The organism is Longibacter sp. (assembly GCF_051155795.1).
Classification (GTDB): domain Bacteria; phylum Bacteroidota; class Rhodothermia; order Rhodothermales; family Salinibacteraceae; genus Longibacter.
Genome location: NZ_DAXETW010000082.1, coordinates 18626 through 40368 on the forward strand (window position 1 = coordinate 18626; position 21743 = coordinate 40368).

Here is a 21743-nt window from a genome sequence, read left to right on the forward strand (position 1 = left end):
AGACGATGCGGACGACACGGGACACAGGTATTTCCCGGGCCGGCCTTTGTTCGCTTCGTGACGCGCGCGACCGGGTGACCATCCGGCCATGCGGTACCCGACGCCGGCCTGAATCAGTTCTCCGAGATGTTGATACGGACGTTGAAGCTCCCGGCGATGTTCGTGTACGACGGCCGGCGGCTGTCGCCGTCGAGTTGTTCGTAGGTAAGCTGAAATTGCCCGTTGACGCGCTGGCTGAACTGGTACTGAAGCTGGGGCTCGACGGTGAGAAGCGTCGTCTGTTCGGAAACGGACACGTTGTCTCCCGTGGTCGCATCCGCCGGTCCGTATGCAAAGCCCTGGGCGACTGCCTCCGAGAGCGCGCGGCGGAGCGAGAAGGTCCGTTGATCCGTCACGGCGCGTTTGACGGTGAGACTGAACGTGATCTGGTTGTTGAGTCGCCCGACGGGTAGGAGCGGGAGCTTGAGTCCGCGCTTCCGCCACGTCGCCGTCAGCGATAGCTCGTTCGCCTGGCTTTCCTCAACGGAGAGGTTTGTCGTGCTGAGCGACGCCCGGTTTTGTCGGTTCCAGTCGATCGTCGTCTGAAAGCCACCGAGCCAGGTGATATCCAGTCCGATGAACGGACGGAAGGTCTCCTCGATTTCCGACCGGGAAGCCTCAAATTCCGGCTGCTGGAACGACAGCGTCGATCCGGCGATCCCGAAGTCGGTCGTATCGCCAGCCGTCGACAGCGCATTGTAGGCGGTGGTGTAGGTCCCCGAGTAGCCGTGTCGGAGCGTGGCGCTCTGTGCGATGCTGCGGAGCAGCGGCCAGTCGGCGATTCCTGAGTACCGGACGTTCCATCCCGGCAGGGGAAAGGGGACGAAGCCGTTGCCGGCCGCGGTGCCGCTCCCGATCAGGTAGGCCTCCCGAAAACTTTCGGTCGCGCTGGTATTCGTCAGCGCGACGTCGGCTGCATCAGCGCCCGTCGAGGGGCTCTGGACATTGGCCTCCAGCAAGGCCTTCTGCGACGCGAAAAAGCTGTCGTACGAGCCGAATGTCCACACGGACGCACTTCCGCTCCCGGACTGGTTGCGGAAGAAGGTGTAGGACACACCGTCCTCACGGGTGCGAAGGTTTTCCGGCGGCTGGGTCCCGGGGAGGCCGTCCGGGTCGAACCGGGTGTAGGTCGTCTTCGGCGAGTTGCTCCACTTCAGCGTCCAGTCCAGGTCGATCTGCAGCGCCTGACTCGGCGTGAGGGTCGTGGACGCGCCGACGTTGTTCTGGTTGGTGAAAGCATCCACGACCTGCCGGTCGGTGCCAAGGACGCGCTGACCGATGTTGATGTCGCGGCTCAAGCCAAAGCGGTACCCGAGCGACGGCCCCTGCCCGGCGAAAGCATCCAGAAGCCCATAGTCCACTTGCGGCAGCGAGGGTCGCTCCGTTGAGCCGGGCGGCAGGATCTCCGTCTCGTTGCCGACGCCCGTCGTCTGCACGGATCGGGTGTTCTGGTAGGTAAACCGGATGTCCCGGATGTCGAGGAATGTGAGCGCAACGCGGCGAAGCACACCAACCGGATCGGGGAGCGGCAGGTCGCTCCACGACCGCTGTGGCTCGTCCTCTGCCTCCTCATCCCCTTCCGGGGCATCAGCATCGGGGTCACCGTTCTCGGATTCGCCGGCAGGTTGCCTCTCTCCGGCATTCCCGTCGGACGGCTCGCTCTCTGCGGCCTGCTGTTCTTCGCCGGTATCCTCCTCGCCGCCGGCTTCCCCGTCTCGCCGTTCCGCCTTCTCGCGCTCTCGCTCACGACGGGCGGCCTCTTTCTCCTGTCGCGCTTTCTGCTGCGCCTCTTTCATTGCGCGGAAGAACCCGAACCGCTCCCAGACCCGATTGGGCTGGAGGCTGAGGCCCGTGTTGAGGGTCGCGCTGTTCGACGCCGTCGCTCCGACCGGGCTCCCCTCCGGCGCATTCTGCCAGTTGAACGACGCGCTGTAAGTAATGTCGCGCAGGTTGATCCAGTCGAAGGTGTCCCCTTCGAGGAGACTCGGCCGCAATGTGGCCGTGAAGTTCTGCGCATACTGGCTCGTCCGGCCACTCGACCGGCCATTGATGAGGTCCGACAGAATCTCTCCCTCCGACTTCATGTCCAGCCGATTCTCGACGAATACGGAGTCGCCGATGCTGCCCTCGTCGTAAATGGGGGACTCCTCGAGAAAGCGCTCGAGGTCATCGGTGGTGGTGAGAAGCACGCCGTCCCGGTCGTACAGGTTGATCCGTTCATCGGCACCCACACGGTTGAGCGTTTCCCTCGTATTCGTTCCGAACGTCAGGTTCAGAAACTGGAACGGATTGTACTGAAGGTTGAATGTGCGCGAGTGGTTGAACGTCTGCGTATCGCGGAAGGGGTTCTGCGCACGGCCCCGGACGGCGTCGTCCGGAATGTTCGTCCGCTGATCCCGGTTTCGGATCGACTGGAACGTGCGGCTCGCCGTCGCGGAGAAACGGGTCGACTGCGGGACGTAGTTGAACTGGAGGTCGCCCAGCCGCCCGAGGAGCGGCACGTCGTCCAGAAACCAGAGCGGCGCGATGGTCCGCGGCTGGCCGAACGTGAGCTGGTAGGTGGCGTCGCTGTTCCACGACCACTGGTCGTTCACCAGCTGCTCCGGCGATCGGGCCGTCTGCGTGCTGTAGGACCCACTCAGACTCAGGGCATCCAGCGTATTGCGCAGGGCCCACGACTCGGAGCCCTGCTTCTGGATGCTCATCGTCATGGAGCGGTCCTTCTGCAGGGTCTCCGCACGGGTCCGCACCTCCTCGATCTGCTGCTCGCGCTCCTCCTCCGAAAGCGATGCGTCGGACTTGATCTGCTCCACGATCTCCTCCACGCGCACGTCGTTTCGGATCGGGTCGAATCGCGGCGTCTGACGCTCCTCGCCCGCTTCGACGGTAACAGGGATCTGCCATCCCTGCCGTTCCGGCAGCAACTTGTCGACGTTGAAGCTCGATCGCAGATTCCAGATGCGGCGGTCGGACTGCTGCCGCTCGTTGAGGGTACTCGACAGGCTGCCGAAACCATCGGTCCGGTTCTCGAAGCTGCCGCTCACCTCGGCAACGTCGGCAAGCTGTACGCTCGCATTCGACGTGACGGCCCAGCCGGGACGTTCATCGTAGCCGGTTACGCGAAGCTCGTTCGTCCAGAGTTCGACGTTTTCGATCTCGTCGGTCGTGTTGCCCACGTGCCGGATCCCGATCACCAGCGTGGTGATCCCGGACAGCGCCGGCGTGCCGCGAATCTTGAGCGTCGGAATCAGGGACTCGGGTCGGCTTCCGTACTCGTCAGACAGCTCATCTGCGCGCCGGGCGTATACGTCCGTCGGGGCAACGGCGGCCTGGTCCCTCGCCACCTTTAACCGGTTCAGCGCGCTAAGAACGAGGTTGACGGAGTTTTCCTCACGCCAGAGCTGCTGCGCGTTCGTGGACGGACGGGGGATGTTGTCCGCAATCAGGTTCTGCTCGTACTCGTAGTAGCTGTCGGACTGGTTGGTACCGAACCGGACGAACAGGCGCAGATTTTCGTCCAGCACGTCATTGTCCGGGCCGTCCTCCGACTGGATCGCCGGCGCCATGCTCGAGATCGTTCCGTGCAGGTGCGTGTACATGCGCACACGGCGGTATTTCAGCAGGTTGAGCGCCTGCACCGTCTTAACGACGCCGCGCTGCTCCTGCTTGCCGAGGGTCTGCCCGCCCAGGTCGTCCACGCTGAGCACGAGCGCCTGCTCCCGGCTCCGCGCCTGCGTCCCGCGTGCGGAGCGCGTGCGGCTGAGTATGGCCCCCAGCGGGCTCTCGTAGTTGGCGTCCTCCTCGTCGTTCACGCTCGCAACCCGCACCTCGGCATCGCCCTCCTCCACGACCGGCGTTCCATCCTCCGCGTCGGTCTGATCCTCTGTCGGGACCTCCTCCGCCTCGCGCCACTGGCTACCGACCAGTTCGAGCGTCGCGAACCGAATCGTGATCGGTTTCGTGTGCCCGCTCGTCCACATGCGAATCGACTCGATCAGGTTGAACCCGTCGATGTCTCCGACCTCGCGCACGTCGTCGCGGTCCGACGGCGGATCGTCGGCCAGGCGAACGGGGATACGGACCTTGTACCACCCGGTCCCCTGTCCCGTCTCATCGTCCCGGATTTCGCTGACGACGAAGTCGTTCGTCGCCGTCTCGTCGGCCTGCTGCTGCAACACCTGCTCGGACAGCGGAATTTCGTACTCGTAGTACTCGTTGACGACGTCGATACTCTGGTTGAAGTTGAGGTCTTCATCCTCCGGCGTCTGCGACACGCCGCGACGGACCGATACGTTGCGGGCGAGCCGGTTCTGCGTCTCGAAGCCGTTCAATTCGCCGTTGGAGAAGTACCGGCTGAATCGCTGCTGCACCGTCGCGCCATCCGGATAGAGGGACCGCGGAAACAGCTCCGGATCCTGGAAGAACACGTCGTTATCGAAGTACTGGTAGTCATCGGCGGAGGGATCGAGTCGGGCCCGCGCGATCTCCGCGTCAAGGTAGTCCTGCTGCTCCCCGGTGAGTCCCGTCCGGTCGACGTTGTCGAGCGCCTGGACGAAGTCGCTGAACTGGTTGCGTTCGAGCAGCTCAGCGGCGTAGGCGGATTCGTCGTAGGACGCGAGGCCGTCGAGGCCGAGGTCCTCCGTGCGGTTGCCGAAGACGTCGATGGCTTCGTTCGTCTGCCCGCTCGGCGTCCGCCCCCAGATGTCGAGGTCTTCTTCGCGGAACGAACTGGAGAGCCCGTCCTCGCTGTTGAGCCGGCCGTTCGGCACCACGTCTTCGGAGATGTTGCCGAGGTTCAGGTACAGCTTGGCGTCGGCGCCGGCGTCGCCGCCCTCGGGGAAGGGACGAAAGATAAACTCGACAAACTCGACATTCTGCAGGCTGAAGTCGTTGTAGCCGTCGGGCAAGCGCTGGGTAAAGCCGCCCCAGTTCTCCTCGGGCGTGCCAACAAAACTGCCGAGCTCCGTAGTGTAGTTGTACGGCCCGCGCTCGAACGGATTGAAGTAAAGGTCGAGCGTCCGGATCGTCGGGTCGACGTCGTTCGTGAGGTCCCGGTTGGGGAATACGTTTCGCACGTCCACAAGGCGGAAAGCACCCTCCTCCCCGCGCACGGACGACTTCCCGGCCACGTCCTCCAGCGTATTTTGGTTAAGCTGGTACCAGCCGAAGAGCGCGCGCCGGTTGGTGACAAGGGAGTCCGTTTTTGAGCCCGGCGCGCTCCCCAGCGGCGTCACGCCCTCCTCCGGCGGCGAACTGAGCGTCCAGCCCTGCGGGTTCTGCGCAAGGGAAAAGGTATTTTCAAAACCCTCAAAGTCATCGATGTACGAGATGCCATCCCGTTCGTCCGGTCGAAAGCCGAGCCCGGCGGCCGACAGGCGGTCGCGGGTGCGCTGGTACGCCTCGGTCTCAGTGTGCCCCGGACGCAGCTGAGCGAATTCTCCCGACACCTGGATCGAACTCTCACCACGCGTCTGGATGAGCGGCACCGCGTCAACGGCCCGCGTGAGCCATCCCGGCTCCAGATTCAAGGATCCGTCCACGCCCCAGATCGTGTTCTGAATCGGCTCTTCCCCGATCCGGTACTTGTCCACGGGCGACTTTTCGCTGAGGCGCATCACCGTCGCGCCGAGGGCAACCTGATCGCGCAGGGCGTAATCGGCCCGCGCGCCCAACAGCGTCTTCTGCTGCAGGTTGGTGAAGGAGTTTTTCTCGTACGAGATCTCGATGTCTCGCCCTTCCGCAAGGTAGCTCTGATCCGTGATCGTTACCGTTCCGCCCTGGTAGTCGACGACGTAATCGACGCCTTCCTGCAGCTTTGTCCCGCCGGACGTGACCTCCACCGATCCCTCGACGATGCCCGTAAACGCCTGCAGGTCGAAGAATTCCTGCGACGACCCGCGGTACTCGCCTTCGATGGAGAACGCATCCTTGTCGGTGTCATTCCGGGCCGCGTTCTCCCGCTTGTTCTCATAGAGCTCCGTGAAAATGAAGGGGGCGGCCTCACTCTGACTGCCGTTCTCTTCCGCCACCTCGGCGAGGCGCTGGCCGAACGGCTCGATGTACGGGAAAAACAGCAGTCCTTCCCCGGGGTCGATCGTGATGCCCGGGATGAAGTCGAACTGGTTGTCCGGCGTCGGTGCGCCGTCGACGTTCAGCCGGTCCAGGCCCAGCACCCGTAGCAGCGGAGAGTTATCAATCTCCCGGACCGTCGGGGTGCTGTTCTGACCGGGCGGACTGTAGGTAACGTCCAGCTGGAAGTTGTCCGGCGTAAAGCCGCGTCCACCCAGCCGGTAGACGTTCCGCATCTGCAGATACCAGGCGGGGACGCGCGCAGACGCAGTCGGGGCCGGCATGCTGGACGGGCGGAGCAGCTTGAGGACGAGCTGCCGGTCGTTTTGCCCGCCCTCCGCGCCGCCGTCGTCGGACGAGAAGTCGCCGATCTGCTCAACCTGACCGTTGGAGGAGCGGAATTTAAAGGCGACGGCGAGCGCTTCCTGCTCCTGCAGCCGCTGGTTGAGCGACAGGTAGCCGAGGTTCGGGTCGAACGTGTAATCGCGGTTCTCTTCAAGCCGAACAAACGTTCCCGTCTGGAAGTCCTCGTCGTTGAGCGGCTGCGGCACCTGATTCTTGAAGTAGTCTGTCACCGAGGTGCCCTGCTCGTTTTCCCGAAGCGTTTCGAGCTCACTCTCCGGGTACTGGTCCCGTTCACGTCCCGGCAAAATGACGTCCTCGAAGTCCCGTGTCTCCGTGATGATGCGGGGACTCTCCCCGAGGTCGACCGCCGCTACGGCCTTTCTCGTGTTGGGCTCATCCGTGCTCGGGTCGATGTCGAGCCGCCAGACCTCGATCTCGGTGATTTCCTGAAAACCGTTCAGAAGGCGGATGTTGTTCGGATCGGAAAGCACTTCATTCCAGCTGTTGCGGAAGAAGTAGCTCAGGAAGAAGTGGGTGTTGTCGTCGTACTCCGTCGGCCGAATGCCGAACTCGCTGGTTTCGGACCCGCCGGAGATCGTCTCCCGGCTCGACTGTCCCTCCTGCTGACTCGCGATCGTGGTCAGGCTAAAGTTGCCGAGCTGGAACGTGCTTTTGATGCCGAACTGACTGGTCCCGCCCCGGATCAGGTTCGAGGGCGTTTCGAGAAAAACGTTTCCGGCCTCGATGCTCTGGATGATGTCATCTTCGTAGCCGGTGTACTTCAGCTTGACCTGATTCTGGTAGTCGAACTGATTGTTGGTGTCCCAGTCGATGTCGATCTGCATCTTGTCGCCGATCGTTCCCGTCACACCGAGGCGCAGGTCCTGCTTGAAGCTGGGGTCGATCTGGCTGGCGTCGCCGGTAATGGAGACCTGCCGGTCGCTCTTTCGGTAGTCAAACCCGGCGTTGATATCTGCCTGCCCGTTGACGCGGAGATCGACCTGCGGCTTCCCGAAAATCGTAGAGAAGGGACTTTCGCGCCCGCCCGGCACAACGATGTTTACGCCCAGCCCACCCCGGGACCGGCGCTGCCCTTGTCGCTGCTTCGCGATCTGGCGCCAGGAGTCGGTTTTGTTGCTCTCGAATCGCCGGCGGCGGTACGTGTCTGCGTCCACGCGGAGGACGGCCGACGTGTCGGTGGTCGGGCGAACGACGTACTCCTCCCGCGTGGAGTCGAGTTGAGTCTCTCCCGCCCTGTAGGTCTTCGGGCCGAGGAGGGGGCTCGACCGATCGAAGCGCACGCCCTGCCGGTTGCGGTCGGGGCGCAGGTAGCGCTGCACGATGCCGGTGTCGACGCGGGCCACGGATGTGGAGTCGAGCGCACGGGCCGTATCTGCCACCTGATCGGGCAGGTCACGGACGACCGGATTCGGCATCAGCGGGTCGGGACGGCGGGTCTGGCGGGCCCTGGAGGTGTCCTGCCGGCCGCCTTCCCCCCGCGGCAATGCGACGCTGTCGACGGCCACGCTGTCGGTATCCGAGAGCGTCGGAGCCACGGTCACGACGCGCGGGGAGTTCATAGAGAACGCCTTGACCGGAGCGGCCGCGCCGGCCGCGATCGGAGCCTCCGGCCACACGTGCACCAGGCCGGCGAGCCCCATCGTCAGAACCATCCACTGAATAACGCGCCACGCCGGATGCGTACCGGTGGCGGGGGAAGGCCATGCAAAAAGTCGGGGGGCCAAGAAAAACGACACGTATCTGTGCTACCTCGTGGAGACGACGCCTGAGACACGGTACGGGCCGGGTCGCAGGTTCATCTGCAGATGGACAAAATGCAGAACTGAAGGAGGGGTAGCGACGGGATCGATACGCAGGAGGGGAAAAGCGGAAGACGTCGGGAGGTGAAAATCGGTGCCGCCCCCAAACAGTGGGCACGACATGGAGGGAAAGGTAACGCGCAGGTAAGACGGCTTCAAGCAGTATGCCGAACGTTCAACACAAGGCGGTACGTGGGCGCGTAAACCGAGACTGTGCGATGACACTTCGCGCGCCTGACGGTCCGGTTGCCCGTGGGCACCGGCGGCAGTAGCTTAGGAGGCCTGACACTACCCTTCAACCGACCCCCATCGACTATGATGTGGCCGTTCGCGCTACTCCGCCCCCGTGGCGGGCGTTCCCGGATCGCCTGCCTCGTTCCACTGCTCGCTGTTCTGGCACTCTGCTCGGGATGCCGCACTCCGTCAACAACCGATGTCGAAGCCGACGTCAAGGCGCTGCGATCGATTCTGGAAGCGCAGCAGGAGGCGTGGAATCGCGGTGATCTGGAGGCGTTCATGGACGGGTACGCGCAAACGGATAGCCTCCGCTTTGCATCGGGCGGGTCGGTACGGACCGGCTGGCAGACCACCCTTGAGAATTACCGAGCGGGCTACCCCGATCGCGCAGCCATGGGCACGTTGACGTTCGACGGTGTGGATGTGGAGGTGATGAGTTCCCAGTGGGCGATGGTCTTCGGCCGCTGGCGGCTGGACCGCGAGGCGGACGCGCCCGGCGGCCTGTTCACGCTTATCTTTCACCGGGACGACCCGTCGGATCCCTGGCGCATCGTCCACGACCACACGTCGTCCGGAACGTCGTAACCCGGCGCGATACGCTCACGCTTCCTGCAGCGAGCGCTTGCCCGACACGCTGACGTAGCCTTCGTGCCATTCCTCACGGATGTCCAGGCCACGCTCAGCCACCTTTTCAGCGTACACATCGTACGGGACCACGTTTTCCGGCACGGCAGCCCCGCCACCGGTGACGTACTCGTTTTCCGATACAAGTCGTGCGACGACGACCGTCGGGATCGCCGTGGCTCGCATCATGGCCGTCTGATTCGTGTCCTTATTGTAACGCTCGACCATTTCGTAGATCAGGGATTGCTCTCGGCCGTCCTTGATGCCGTGCAGCACGATGCGCATGAGCACGGCGTCCTCATACTCGCCCCCCAGCCGGTCGCGCATCCGGCGAACGAGGACATCGCGATAGGTGAGGTGGGTTCGAACGCCGATCTTCCGGTCCTCGCCAAGTCCGAGCCCGATCACGAAGCGCATCTGGTGGGCGTGCCCGGGCCAGCGGATCGTCTTGTGGTCCAGCGTTTCGACTTTCCCCTCCAGCGCGTCGGTGAGCGTGGACAATCCGCCCTGGGTGCAGAAGGCCTCCATGTCTCGGAAGGGCTCTTCGCCGAAGCCGATCGTCTCGGTACCGGTCAGCGCGTCGACTTCGACGACGCGTCCGTTGCGAATGTGCTGCGCGGGGTTGGTATAGTCGTCCAGGATGCGCTCGGCCGACCAGGAGATCCGAAAGTTGAACGGCTCCTCGGGCTCCAGCGGCACATCCCCGACCCGAAGATACGCTGCGATCGGGGTGTCGAACTGCTCGATGCCCCGCATGCACATCACGTTGATGAGCCCCGGCGCCAGACCGCAGTTCGGCACGATCCACACCGATTTCTCTCGTGCTTCTTCGTCCAGGGCGAGTTCTTTCTGGACGATCGAATCATTTCCACCCAGGTCGCAAAAGTTCACCCCGGCATTCAGGCAGAGCCGCGCGATGCCGGGGTTTAGCTCCGGCGGTACGCAGCTGATGACGCAATCACTCCCGCGAAGGATCTGCGACAGCACGTTCGTGTCGCGCGCATCCACCTGAAAGGAGCGGAGCACCCGGCTTTCGACCGTGTCGTGGAGCGCCTGCAGCGCGCGGGACCGGGTGTCGCAGACCTGCACCTGGTCAACCTCGTCCGCGCGGGCACACAACTCGCGGGCGATGGCCGCCCCAATGGTACCTGCGCCGATGACGGAAATTTTCATGGGGGAATGCGACTTGGGGATCAATCGTCGAACGGGAAACGCGCTGTGACCGTGCGCTGACCGATAACTACCGGCGCGAACGGCATGCCACGTTCCGTGACGTCGTGTTGTGTCTATGTATCCATTCGTGGCGCGTCACTCAGACGGAGCCGCGGCCCTCCAGCGCGCGGGAGAGCGTCGCCTCATCGGCGTACTCGAGGTCCCCTCCGATCGGGAGCCCGCGGGCGATGCGCGTGACCGGCACACCCATCGGCTCAAGAAGCTGCGAGATGTAGTACGCTGTGGTGTCGCCTTCCACGTTCGGGTTTACCGCCAGGATCACCTCCTGCACCTCCGCCTCTTCGTCGGCACCGTCGGGCGAGGGGGCACCGTCCCCGGCGTGGGGCTCTTCGCCCACCTCGGGCGGTCCGGCCTCGCCGGACTCTGCCGCCTCCCGGGCATCTGCAGCCGACGCGTTCGCCGCCTCGCTGTCGGCAAAGCTCGGATCGACGCGCCTCGCCAGTTCGCGAATCCGGAGGTCATCCGGCCCGACGCCATCAAGCGGGGAGATCACCCCGCCGAGGACGTGGTACAAGCCCCGATATTCGCCGGTGCGTTCGATGGCGAGGAGATCGCTCGACTCTTCGACGACACAGATCGTCGATCGGTCGCGCTTTTCCGAGGAGCAGATCGGACAGGGATCGTGGTCGGCGACGACAAAACAGGTGGAGCACCGCTGCACCTGATCCTTGACGGCAATCAGCGCGCGGGCGATTTCCTCCACCTCCTCGCGCGGCATCTTCAGGACGAAGTTCGCCAGCCGCTGCGCCGTTTTCCGCCCGATCGTCGGTAGCTTGGTGAACTGCTCCACCAGGGCTTCGACCGACTCTGAGGTAAACTGCATAATTGCCGTGCGTAGGTTGAAGATCGAAATGCGAAAAGCCGCGCAGCAATGCGATTTTCGCATGTGCCACTACGCATTCCGCACAGGGAATCAGAGGCCGAGCTGGCTCAGATCCATGCCGGGCGGGAGCATGCCCCCCATCGACTTCTGCAGTTCGTTCTGCTTCATCTCATCCGCCTCATCGAGCGCTTTGTTCACGCCTGCGATGACCAGATCCTCCAGCAGTTCGATGTCGTCCGGATCGATGGCTTCCGGGTCAATCTCGATGGCGGTGATCTTCTGGGCTCCGTTGGCGGTCACCTTCACCATTCCGCCGCCGGCTTCCGCCGTCACCTCTTTCTCGGCAAGCTCTTCCTGCGCAGCATTCATCTTCTGCTGCATCTCCATGATCTTGCCCATCATGTTCTGCATGTTCATGCCTCCGTTGGCCATATCTAAAACACGGTGTTTCGTGAAAAAGCACGGCGCTCGCTGACCGAGGGACCGGACCTTGCGCCTGTGTATTCGATGAGATCGGTAAAGCACCCATACAACGAACCAGTTTCGCGACCGATCCGTCAGGTTCGGAAGAATGCTGTGTGTCCGCGTCGCGACGTCGTCGCCGGGCGGCGCGGCGCACAGATCCTTGGGCGCAGCTTTACCAGGACCACCCGTTGCTCAGTATGCCGGCTCGGCGCCGAACTCGTTGACCAGCGTGTCCACGCTCGGGTATCGCTCCCGGAGCTGGGTGAGCATTTCGTGCGGGTCCAGCGGCATTTTCTCCTCGGCCGCTCCGTCTTGCTCCTCGTTCTCCTCCGGCTCCCGGACGACGAAGCGGAGCGACTCAACGTCGAGCTCCCAGGAATCCAGCAGCGCGTTCAGCAGATACCGTTGTTTGTCGCGAAGGCGTTCGCGCGTCAGGTTGTCCGGTACGCCGATCTCAGCGATTCCGTTGTCAAAGCCTACCGGTTTCGTGGGACCGAGCTGCGTGCCGACGCTGATCCGATCCGCTTTCACCTTCTTGATCAGGTCGGGCCACACCTCCTTGAGCTCCCGCATGATCCCGTCCTCCCTGGCGTCGGAATGGCCACTCGGACGCGCCTCCGGCACGCCGGTGTCGCCTGCCGGTGCCGCATCGCCTGTCAATGCGCTCGCTTGATTCTCAGGCCTGCCGTCGTCGTCGGAGGACTTCTTTTTGCCCTGGATCGCCGGCGTGCCGAACAGGTCCTGCGGCTGGATGCCGCTTCCCCCGCTGCCATCCCCCGCGTCGTCCGCTGGATCACCGGCCGTCGCCACGCCGCCGGTCGTGTCATCCGCGTCGTCGTCCTTCGACTCGGTTCCTTCGTCCGCTTCGACCGCGGCCTGCTTCTCGCCATCCGCGGCTTCATCCACGGTTTCCGCCTCATGATCCCGTGCCGGCTTCTCGCGCGTGGCCGCATCCGTGGCCGGAGGGGCCGCGGTCCGCGTCTCCGCTCCACCGGACCCGGTCGCGGCATCGCTCCCCGGAGCACGGCCGGACGGTCCAGAAGAGATTCCATCCGTCGTCGATGTCGCAGCAGGGATGTCGTCCTCCGCGTCGCCATCCCCGGCATCAGCCGCCGGAGGTGCCGTGTCGCCTCCGTTCCCCAGCGGCAGATCGTCCGGAATCTCACCCTCCTCCACCATCCGCTCCAGCCGGTCGATCTTCCCGAGCACGGTCCGAAGGTCGGCCGAACGGGTCAGCGACGCCATCTTCAGCAGCGCCATCTCGAGCTTCAGGCGCGGCTGCGACGTGTTCTTGACGTCCTCTTCCGCCTCTCCCGTAATCATGAGGAGGCGAAGGAGATCGGACTCGGAAAACGCCCGACTGTCCTCGGCGTAGCGGTCGCGGGTCGATTCGGCTACGTCTTCCAGCGCGTCGGTACCGAGCGAGTGCGCCACCAGCAGGTTTCGGATGTGCTCGGCGACCCCGGACAGAAATTCGTTCAGGTCGTAGCCGTTGCGAACGACGTGGTGAACGAGCTTCAACACACCGGCCGTCGACCGTTCGACGACGTGATCGGTCAGTTGGAAGAAAAGGTCCTGGTCGACAACGCCGAGCGCCTGCGTCAGCTCGCCGTATTCGATCGTCGTGCCGCACAGCGAGATGGCCTGGTCAAAGGCTGATAGGGCATCCCGGAGCGCGCCGTCCCCCTTCCGCGCCAGCAACATGAGCGACTCTTCGTCCGCGTCGATGTCCTCCTCCTCGCAGATCGTCCGGAGGTGCTCCACCATGTTCGGCACGGGGATGCGGCGAAAGTCGAACCGCTGGCACCGCGACAGGATGGTCGGGAGCACCTTGTGCGGCTCCGTGGTCGCGAAAATGAAAAGCGCATGGGGCGGCGGTTCCTCTAGCGTCTTCAGCAGCGCGTTAAACGCGGCCGTCGACAGCATGTGCACTTCGTCCAGGATGTAGACCTTCTTGGTCGACCCCTGGGGTGGGATCCGGACCGTTTCGCGAAGCTCGCGGATGTCGTCCACCTTGTTGTTGGACGCGGCATCCATCTCGAAGACATTCATGCTGCGTCCGTCTTCGAAGGACAGGCACGAGTCGCATTCACAGCACGGCTCGGCCTCGTCCTCCCGCTCGGACCGCGGCGTTTCGCAGTTGATTGCTTTGGCCAGGATGCGGGCGGAGGTTGTCTTGCCCACACCACGCGGCCCGCTGAACAGGTACGCATGTGCCAGCCGGTCGAGCCGCAGCGCGTTTTTCAGTGTGTCGGTGACGTGCTCCTGCGCGACGACCTCCCGGAACAGCTTCGGACGGTACTTTCGGGCGGTAACGAGGTATCGCTGCGAATCGGCCATGAACGACGGGGCTGCCGGATGGAGAACGGGACATCAGCGGACGGATTGCGCCGCCTGTGGCGCCGCCGCACGCTTGCAAACAATGGATACGAATAATATACCGGACGCCCCCACGGGGAGTCAACAGCGAGGGCGGCCCCGGTCTTTAATTCCCATCAATCCCCGATTTCGGTGAAACAGGGGTAGAGCAGAACCTACGAGTCGTTCTTCGGCTTCTCGGGCGAACGCTCCGGCTCGCGGCTCGGGTTCGGCGTCGACGGCTCACGGCGCTTCGGATCGGGCGTGGCCGGCTCCTTGCGCTCCGGTCCCGGCGTTGACGGGGAGGGTTCGGTGCTGGGCTCCCGGCTGGGATTCGGCACCTTCGGCGGCTGCTTCGGCCGCGTCGGCTCCCGCTTGGGTTTACGCTTCGGTTTCCGACGGCGACCCGGTCCAGGGGTGCGCTTCGGTCCCGGCGTACGCTTGGGCGTCGGATTCTGCGGCTGCGTCGTCATCATGGCAATACGATCCGTCTCCCGGTTTATTGACTTTCTGGACCTTCCCGTACCGCTACTGCCGGTATGTGTTGAGGTAGGATTACGGATCGATTACATTAAGGCGCCGGGGCGAACCGGTGATTGCCGCCCCCCCGCCACCGGCAGGAGCGGCGTCAGCTCTCGGACTCCTCGGCGACCGTCTCCCCGGGACCAGCTGCATCCTCGTCGGCACGTCCGGCATCGACGATGTCCAGCGCATCCATGTCCAGTGCCTCGAGGTGATCACGGTCGACCTCCACGGGATGCGGCTTGAAGCAGTTACGACATCGCGGCTCGTATGCATCCGTCGCTCCCAGGAGGACGCGGTCATCACCAGCGACGATACGCTGTGAATGGTTCGCCGGTCCGCCGCACACGACGCAGATCGCGTGCAGCTTCGTGACGTGCTCGGCCACGGCCATGAGCTGCGGGATGGGCTCGAACGGCTGGCCGCGATAGTCCTGGTCGAGGCCCGTCACGATCACGCGCTTGCCTTCGGCGGCCAGCTTCTGGCAGACCTCGACCAGCTCTGGGTCGAAGAACTGTGCCTCGTCGATGCCTACCACGTCGACGTCCTCGGCGAGAAGGAGAATCTGCGACGCGGTGTGCACCGGAGTGGTGGCAATAGCGGTGGCGTCGTGCGACACCACCTCATCGTCCGCGAAGCGGTTTTCAATCGCCGGCTTGAAGGCCTCCGTTTTCTGACGTGCAATGCGTGCGCGCCGTAGTCGCCGGATCAGCTCTTCCGTCTTCCCGCTGAACATCGACCCGCAGATGACTTCGATCCAGCCGGCGGCACGCGTACGGTCGACGATATGGGGTTCGGTGACGGACATAGAGCTCGGGGGCGGCGGGACAATGGACGTGGACCGCTCAATCTAACGGCCGTCGGAGGCAGTGTCGAGGGAGAAGCGGGAATTTTGCATGGGAGTTTGCGACCGTTAAATGTCCCCGAGCGCAGGAGACGGGACCCAGCCAACGCGCCCGGTCGGGTCTTCGATGCGGCTCCAGCCCTCCTGCTCAGACTGTAGCAGGACGATCGTCCCCTCCACCAGTACCGTGTCGCCCCCCGATCCCGCGGTGACGGCAGTGGTGTCAGTGCGAGCGAGGGGCGTTCCGGTCGGTACGCCCGGCTCCGCATGTACCGGCACGCGATCGACCAGGACGACCGCGCGCCGGTCGAGGGACTGCACGTAGTCGACGCCCAGCGCGAGAACGGTCGTGGCTCCGCCCAGGACGGCGATCACGAGGGCCGCGGTCGTGAGCGTGCCCGACGCCCGTGCCTCTCCCGCCGGACCGCGTTCGACGCGACGCCGCCATCCCCAGAAGAGCAATCCGGCCGTCCAGAGTGCCAGCCCACCCAGAAAGAGCGTTGTCACAGGCCATCCCTGAACGGCGCGTACCAGGCCGCCGCGCGTTCGGCCCTGTGCGGAGGCATCGGTGCGACTCCGGGCCATGTCCAGGTTGTGCACTACCCGGGCATCCGACGGCATGAGGCCGCGGGCTTTTTCGTAGTATCGGATGGCCCGGCCCATCTGGCCCAGGCGGTAGTGAGTGTTGCCGAGGTTGTAATACAGTGTCCCGCTCTCGAAGCCGGCCGCCGCGATCGACTCGTACGCCGCTGCGGCGCGGGCGTACCGTCCCTGCCGATACGCTTCCGTTCCATCCCGCCAGACCTCCTGCAGAGAGTCCGGGACGGGGTCAGCCCAGACGGTCGCCGGGACGGCAAGGAGGGTGGCAAGTACAAGGAGCAGGCAGCGGGCCATGGGCGGTGGAATGCGGGGCGGGGTCGATGATGCGTCACGGGCGAGGCGTCAACGGTCCGCAGAGTCGGGCAGTCGGTCGTCGAAGTATCGGATGAGCGTGCGAGTTCGCCGGAGCGCGATCTGCATGGCGTCCCGGGACGGGGAGACGGGACCGAAGCGCGCCTGATCGCACGCGTCCAGCAGTTCCCGCAGACCGTCGCGGTGGTCGCGGTCGGCTCCGGCATCCTCCAGAAAGCCGTCCAGTCGATCCCGGGAGAAGCCGGCCACGGACACGCCGGTTCGATCTCCGATGAACCCGAGCACGGCGCGCTCAAACATGGCGTACGCCTCGGGCGCCTCCTCAGAACGGATCAGCGATTCGGCCTCCTCAAGCCGGGCATCCGCCGTCTCGCGGGCGGGCGGGGCCGATCGCTCCCGGGTTCCTCGTACGGCAATCAGGCCGCCGGCGAGGAGAAGGGGAAGGAGAAACGCCACGTAGGGCCAGACGTGGCGGTGGAGCGGCTCGGAGGGCGCGGCCGCAAGGTCCGGGGAGGCCATCGGACCTGCAATGTCGCCGACCGGCAACCCGGCGCCGGTGGTGCCGAGTGCAGCCGGTGCCGCATCCCCGGTGACCTGGAGGGGAATGGGCTCCGTGACGAGGGCGACGTACCGTTCGGAGGCAGGGTCGAAGTAGGAAAACGTGGTCGGCGGCAACGTGTATCGACCGTTTTCACCCGGAACGAGAATGTAGGTAAACGTTTTCGTACCGCGGACCCGCGACCCGGCTCGATCCATCTCCGTTTCGACCTGTGGGTCATAGGCGTCGAACGCCGCCGGCACATCAAGCGCAGGCGGCTGCAGCGTCGCGATATTTCCACTCCCCTTCACCGTTACGCGGAGGCGAACGGTGCCTCCGACGCGTGCGGTGTCCGCGTCCACACGGGCCTCCAGGGAAAAGCTCCCCACGGCCCCACTGAACGAGGGTGGCGCGCCATCCGGGAGGTCCAGGACGTCCAGAGCGATGGACTCAGACGACAGCTTGACCGGCTCGTAGCGATTCTGCGACCGAAACCGGTTGCGTCGGCGCGATGCATCCGCGGAGTATGCCTCGGTTTCGATCTGCAGCGGATCCACGTTCAGCGATCCCGTCCGCGTCGGAAAAACGGCCACACGCTTCAGCACGATCGTGCGGTAGATCTCCCCGTCCACGCGGTCGTTCTCCGGAATGGGCCGAGACGCGACATCAAGCTCCTCACGCCAGAACCCGTTTGCATCCCACGCGCTGGCCAGACGGCTATGCCGAAGCTGAATGCCGGGACGAAAAAAGAGCCGGTATTCGATCATGGCCTGTTCATTTTGGTAGACACGATCCGTGCTGGCCGTGACGTTGATGAACAGGTCTTCCGTACGAAGGGACAATGGGGCCGGCGTTTGATCCTGCGGTCTCTGCCGGTCCGGACCGGTCGGTCCTGCGGATGCCGTCGGAGCCTGCGACTGGGGCACCACACGGACACGCACCTCACCCGTCGTATACGCTTCGCCGTCGATCACGACATCGGTCTCCCGCAGTCTTGCGATCCCGACGCGCATCGGACGGAAGCGCCATTCGAATGAGATCGCACGACCCATTTTGCCGCTCTTAAACGACAGGTCGCGCCGCGTCACGGGCGTAGGATTGTTCAGGACCAAGTTGGTCGTCGGCGGCGGCTCTGGCGTTTCCACGGCCGACGGCGAGACGCCGCGGACGGTGATCTTGTACGTGACAACGCTCTCCGTGCCGACCTCCATACGGTCGGTCGAGGCTTCCACCTCTACATCCGACTGCGCGTGCACCGGTACAGCGACCATTAGCAGCAGCACCCATGCCGCTGCGACGGCACATGCATATCGCGCAGGCAAACGGCCCCGGCCTGAGTCGCAGCGGTGGATGGAAAAAGGCGTCTTCATGGGTGTTGCTCTAACTGTCGCAACCGAAACAACCTACCAGTCTTTCTCAACGCGCCGCGGACGCGCCTCTCGCTTCTGTACCTCGCGGAGCAACTGCTTCTCCTGACTTTCGAGCGCGTCCAGAATGCGTTCTGCCTGTGCGCGACTCAACCGGGCGCTCCGCCCCGCTTGGCCCTCTCCGTCCCCGCGCCCTTGTCCCGCATCGGGGGATCCGGAGGGGCCGTCCCGCGACGGGGATCCCGCCTCTCCCTGCGTTTCAGACGCGCCGTCTTCGCTCTCTTCGCCCGGCTCGCGATTCTCATCTTGCGGAGAACCGTCCTCACCGGGCGCGTCGGATCCGGATCCTTCACGAGACGACGGAGGCGGGCGCTGTCCGGTCGCGCCCTTTCCTGCCTGCGGCTTGCCCGAATCGGACGACTCTGCCTCCTCCTGACCCGCTCCGTCTCGTCCCTCATCGCCGGGTTGCGGGCGCGCGCCCATTTGCTCGCGAATTTTGTTGCGCAACGCGAGCAGTTTCGGGTGATTGGGGGCTACCTCCAGCCCCTCCTGAATGGCCTGGAGCGCAGGTTGCTTCTGTTCTGCGACGTAGTACTGCGCCGCTTCGTGAAAGAAGGGATCGCCCGCCTGTCGTCCGCTCTCACCCTGCGCACCGATGCTCTGCGCCGACGCACCCGGCAGTAGAAGGAACGCTCCGAGCAATGCCACCGTCACGGCAGACAGCATCGGCCTGTATGTGGACATCCGTTGCATCATGGGAGGCTACGGGAGATCATCAATTGTCGATACGTCTCGTAGACGCTGCATGAAGTCGCGGTAGGCGCGAACGGTCGAATCACGTTCCAGGCCGTTCTCCATCAACGTCAGTGCCCGCTCATACGCCTGCTCGGCCACGAGGGCTTCGGCTTGCCGCTTCAGCCGTTCGGCGAACGCGGACGGGTCCACGTCGGGCGGCGGCGATCCGCCCTGCGGGCGGCGCTCCTGTAGTTGACGGTGGATAATCTCATAGTTGGCCCGCGCCTCCTGAAACGAGGGATCCGTCAGCAGGGTGCGTCGGAAGAAGTCCATGGCCGTCTCCAGCGAACCGTCTCGCGCGGCGGCGTTGCCTGCGTTGAATAGCGCCCGTGCACGCTCCTCGTCCGACGGCGCCGCTTCGTGAGCTCGCGTGAAGGCCGCCTGCGCGTCGGTGAACTCGTTCTGCCGGTAGAGCGCGGCGCCGAGATTGTTCTGCAGGGCAGCGTATACCGCGCCCGTCGAATCCGGCAGCGCCGCCAGGGCCGATCGGTACGCCGATTCAGCCGCTTCGTAATCCCCCTGTTCGTACAACAGATTCCCCCGGCGCCCGTCGTCCTCGGCGTCCCCGCCGAGGAGTCCCACCAGCAAGAGAATCCAGAGGACGGGCATAAACGGAAGGCGCGGGATCTTTGGAAAACGGACGAACGAGCGACAACCCGACTACGTCGTGCTACGGCGCTCAAGAATAGCAAGCTCGGCCATAAGAAGAATCAGAGCGAGCCCGAGGGGCCACTGGAAGTACTCATCGTACTCTTCGAAGCGCTCCACGCCGAACGAGCTCTTTTCTAAACGATTAAGTGCGCTCGTCAGATCCGAAAGCGCGCTCGACGTTCGGGCAATTCGGAAGTAGGCGCCGCTCTCCGCCAGCGCGGTGAGGGCCGTTTCGTCGAGCCGGGACCGCACGACCGAGCCGTCCGGACCCCGCTTGACGCCCATCCTGCGTCCATCCTGCATCTCCGGTACCGGCGCCCCATCGCGCTCCCCGACGCCGGCGGAGAAGACCTTCCACCCGCGATCCTCGGCCATCCCCTGCAGGTCGTCGATGTCACCCTCGTGGTTTTCTCCGTCAGAAACGACCAGCAGGGCGCGCGAACGGGGCTGTCTGCCGGTCGTATCGGGCCGGGTTCGATCGAACGCTTGCCGGGCGGCCCGAAAGGCCGACTCAAAGTTCGTCCCGGGCGTTGGAATCAGCGACGGCTCGGCGACGTCGAGAAACAGGCGGACCGCGTCGTAATCCGTCGTCAGCGGACATTGCACGAAACCGTCCCCGGCAAACAAGACCAGTCCGACGCGGTCGCCGCTAAGTTCGTCCACGAGCAACTTGATCTCGTTCTTCGCGCGTTCCAGCCGGTTGGGCGCCACGTCCTCCGCGAGCATGGATTGCGATACATCCAGGGCAATGACCAGATCGACACCTTTCCGCTCGACCTCCTGCACGCGCGTGCCGAGGCGCGGGCCGGCCAGCGCAACCGCTGCCAGCGTGACGACCATCACGAGGAGGACGGATCGGGTAAGGCGCCGCGCCGGCTGAACCGAGCGGGCGAGTTGTTGCACCGTCGAGGCGCGCCCGAATCGCTCCGCGGTGCGGCGACGCTGCCAGGCCGCCCACACCGCGAGCAACGTCACAGCGATGCCTCCCGTCAGAAACCAGAGGTACGTCGGATGAAGCCAGGACATGGCGGGTAGACGGTTCTCGTGGAAGGTTCAGCAGGCAGCAGGCCATGGAAACGCGGGTGGGCCGCAGTCTATGGAAACCGCCGGAGGACAGTGGATTGAAGCAGGGAGCCGGCCAGCAGAAGAGCAAGGGCGGGAATCAAGAAGGTCGGGTAGCGCTCGTCTACGTCCGTGTAGATTCGTTCATCGATCTCGCTCTTCTCCAGTTGCCCGATCTCCTCGTAGATGTCGCGGAGCGCCCGCTTACTCGTTGCGCGAAAGTAGCGGCCGCCGGTCGTTCGGGCAACGGTACGAAGCATGTCCTCGTCAATCTCCACCGGGAGCATCTGCCGCTGTTGCCCGACGAAGGGCTGGTCGATGACGAAGGGCGCCGTTCCCTTCGTACCCACGCCGATAGCATACACGCGCACGCCCATGGTCTGCGCCACCTCCGACGCGGTGATCGGGTCGATCTCTCCGCGGTTATTCTGTCCGTCGGTGAGCAGGATCACGACCTTGCTCTCCGCTTCCGTTGTTTTGAGACGGTTGACTGCCATTGCCAGGGCCGTTCCGATCGCCGTGCCGTCCTGGATGACACCGACACGGACCTCCTCGAGCATCTGCTGAAGAAAATTGTAGTCCAGCGTCAGAGGGGCCTGCGTGTACGCCTTGGCCGCAAAGACGACGAGCCCGACGCGGTCCGAAGCGCGCCCCTTGATGAACTCGCCTGCGACGTCGCGGGCTGCCTCGAACCGATTCGGCCGAAAGTCCTCCGCACGCATCGACGTCGAGGTGTCGAGCACGAGCATGATGTCGATCCCCTCGGCGCTCTGCGTCCGGACGACGTCGCGTTCCTGGGGACGGGCAAGGGCAATTATACCGAGAACCAGAGCCGCAAGCTTTAGCAAATCGGGGACGGCCCGAAGTCGGACGCGCCACGATGGCGTCGCCGCACGGGCCGCGAAGATGTCGCTGTACTGGAGGCCGGCCGCCGTCCGGCCGCTCCACCACCGCCACGCCCCCACCAGCGGCACGAGCAGCAAGAACCACAGGATGTCAGGGTGTGCGAAGGTCATGAGGGGAGCCGTTTCGTTCTCTC

The 21743-nt window shown here is 64.4% G+C and carries 14 protein-coding genes; 1 reads left to right on the forward strand and 13 read right to left on the reverse strand.

The annotated features are described in order from the left end of the window. Positions 1–113: 113 nt before the first annotated feature. Complete coding sequence (gene sprA, locus ACFCU0_RS08845) at positions 114–8198, reverse strand: cell surface protein SprA (protein ID WP_434973303.1); 8085 nt, start codon at positions 8196–8198, stop codon at positions 114–116. Positions 8199–8588: 390 nt separating this feature from the next. On the opposite strand from sprA, the gene ACFCU0_RS08850 reads away from it, so the two are divergent. Next, on the forward strand, positions 8589–9095 hold the full coding sequence (locus tag ACFCU0_RS08850; protein ID WP_434973304.1) for a YybH family protein: 507 nt from the start codon (positions 8589–8591) through the stop codon (positions 9093–9095). Positions 9096–9110: 15 nt separating this feature from the next. Here ACFCU0_RS08850 and ACFCU0_RS08855 read toward each other — a convergent pair whose 3' ends face one another. The 12 genes from ACFCU0_RS08855 to ACFCU0_RS08910 all read right to left on the reverse strand — a co-directional run bounded on the left by ACFCU0_RS08855 (position 9111) and on the right by ACFCU0_RS08910 (position 21720). After that, the gene (locus ACFCU0_RS08855) at positions 9111–10307 is read right to left on the reverse strand and encodes a saccharopine dehydrogenase C-terminal domain-containing protein (RefSeq protein WP_434973305.1); all 1197 of its coding nucleotides are present in this window, start codon (positions 10305–10307) and stop codon (positions 9111–9113) included. A 139-nt stretch (positions 10308–10446) separates the two neighbouring features. Beyond that, on the reverse strand, positions 10447–11190 hold the full coding sequence (recR, locus tag ACFCU0_RS08860; RefSeq protein WP_434973306.1) for a recombination mediator RecR: 744 nt from the start codon (positions 11188–11190) through the stop codon (positions 10447–10449). A gap of 90 nt (positions 11191–11280) precedes the next feature. Then, entirely contained in the window at positions 11281–11622 is a 342-nt protein-coding gene (locus ACFCU0_RS08865) for a YbaB/EbfC family nucleoid-associated protein (RefSeq protein WP_434973307.1), read from the reverse strand. A 225-nt stretch (positions 11623–11847) separates the two neighbouring features. Then, positions 11848–13995: a DNA polymerase III subunit gamma/tau gene (dnaX, locus tag ACFCU0_RS08870; protein ID WP_434973308.1), complete on the reverse strand. Its 2148-nt coding sequence runs from the start codon at positions 13993–13995 to the stop codon at positions 11848–11850. Positions 13996–14189: 194 nt separating this feature from the next. Next, positions 14190–14489, reverse strand: coding sequence for a hypothetical protein (locus ACFCU0_RS08875; protein ID WP_434973309.1), 300 nt, complete (start codon positions 14487–14489; stop codon positions 14190–14192). A 152-nt stretch (positions 14490–14641) separates the two neighbouring features. Beyond that, positions 14642–15343: a thymidine kinase gene (locus ACFCU0_RS08880; protein WP_434973310.1), complete on the reverse strand. Its 702-nt coding sequence runs from the start codon at positions 15341–15343 to the stop codon at positions 14642–14644. A 105-nt stretch (positions 15344–15448) separates the two neighbouring features. Beyond that, the gene (locus ACFCU0_RS08885) at positions 15449–16273 is read right to left on the reverse strand and encodes a tetratricopeptide repeat protein (protein ID WP_434973311.1); all 825 of its coding nucleotides are present in this window, start codon (positions 16271–16273) and stop codon (positions 15449–15451) included. A gap of 48 nt (positions 16274–16321) precedes the next feature. After that, positions 16322–18199, reverse strand: a complete 1878-nt coding sequence (locus tag ACFCU0_RS08890) for a BatD family protein (RefSeq protein WP_434973312.1) — start codon at positions 18197–18199, stop codon at positions 16322–16324. 33 nt (positions 18200–18232) lie between these two features. Beyond that, positions 18233–18952 (reverse strand): hypothetical protein, encoded by a 720-nt coding sequence (locus ACFCU0_RS08895; protein WP_434973313.1) that lies wholly within the window; start codon positions 18950–18952, stop codon positions 18233–18235. A gap of 6 nt (positions 18953–18958) precedes the next feature. Further along, the gene (locus ACFCU0_RS08900) at positions 18959–19600 is read right to left on the reverse strand and encodes a tetratricopeptide repeat protein (protein ID WP_434973314.1); all 642 of its coding nucleotides are present in this window, start codon (positions 19598–19600) and stop codon (positions 18959–18961) included. Between the two features lie 51 nt (positions 19601–19651). Next, entirely contained in the window at positions 19652–20668 is a 1017-nt protein-coding gene (locus tag ACFCU0_RS08905) for a VWA domain-containing protein (protein ID WP_434973315.1), read from the reverse strand. Between the two features lie 68 nt (positions 20669–20736). Beyond that, positions 20737–21720: a vWA domain-containing protein gene (locus ACFCU0_RS08910; RefSeq protein ID WP_434973316.1), complete on the reverse strand. Its 984-nt coding sequence runs from the start codon at positions 21718–21720 to the stop codon at positions 20737–20739. Positions 21721–21743 lie beyond the last annotated feature (23 nt).

Coding starts and splice junctions, on each gene's coding strand:
- dnaX (WP_434973308.1), bottom strand. CDS start 13,995: ATGGCCGATTCGCAGCGATACCTCGTTACCGCCCGAAAGTACCGTCCG.
- ACFCU0_RS08850 (WP_434973304.1), top strand. CDS start 8,589: ATGATGTGGCCGTTCGCGCTACTCCGCCCCCGTGGCGGGCGTTCCCGG.
- ACFCU0_RS08890 (WP_434973312.1), bottom strand. CDS start 18,199: ATGAAGACGCCTTTTTCCATCCACCGCTGCGACTCAGGCCGGGGCCGT.
- ACFCU0_RS08865 (WP_434973307.1), bottom strand. CDS start 11,622: ATGGCCAACGGAGGCATGAACATGCAGAACATGATGGGCAAGATCATG.
- ACFCU0_RS08910 (WP_434973316.1), bottom strand. CDS start 21,720: ATGACCTTCGCACACCCTGACATCCTGTGGTTCTTGCTGCTCGTGCCG.
- recR (WP_434973306.1), bottom strand. CDS start 11,190: ATGCAGTTTACCTCAGAGTCGGTCGAAGCCCTGGTGGAGCAGTTCACC.
- ACFCU0_RS08855 (WP_434973305.1), bottom strand. CDS start 10,307: ATGAAAATTTCCGTCATCGGCGCAGGTACCATTGGGGCGGCCATCGCC.
- ACFCU0_RS08905 (WP_434973315.1), bottom strand. CDS start 20,668: ATGTCCTGGCTTCATCCGACGTACCTCTGGTTTCTGACGGGAGGCATC.
- ACFCU0_RS08885 (WP_434973311.1), bottom strand. CDS start 16,273: ATGGCCCGCTGCCTGCTCCTTGTACTTGCCACCCTCCTTGCCGTCCCG.
- ACFCU0_RS08900 (WP_434973314.1), bottom strand. CDS start 19,600: ATGCCCGTCCTCTGGATTCTCTTGCTGGTGGGACTCCTCGGCGGGGAC.
- ACFCU0_RS08895 (WP_434973313.1), bottom strand. CDS start 18,952: ATGATGCAACGGATGTCCACATACAGGCCGATGCTGTCTGCCGTGACG.
- ACFCU0_RS08875 (WP_434973309.1), bottom strand. CDS start 14,489: ATGATGACGACGCAGCCGCAGAATCCGACGCCCAAGCGTACGCCGGGA.
- ACFCU0_RS08880 (WP_434973310.1), bottom strand. CDS start 15,343: ATGTCCGTCACCGAACCCCATATCGTCGACCGTACGCGTGCCGCCGGC.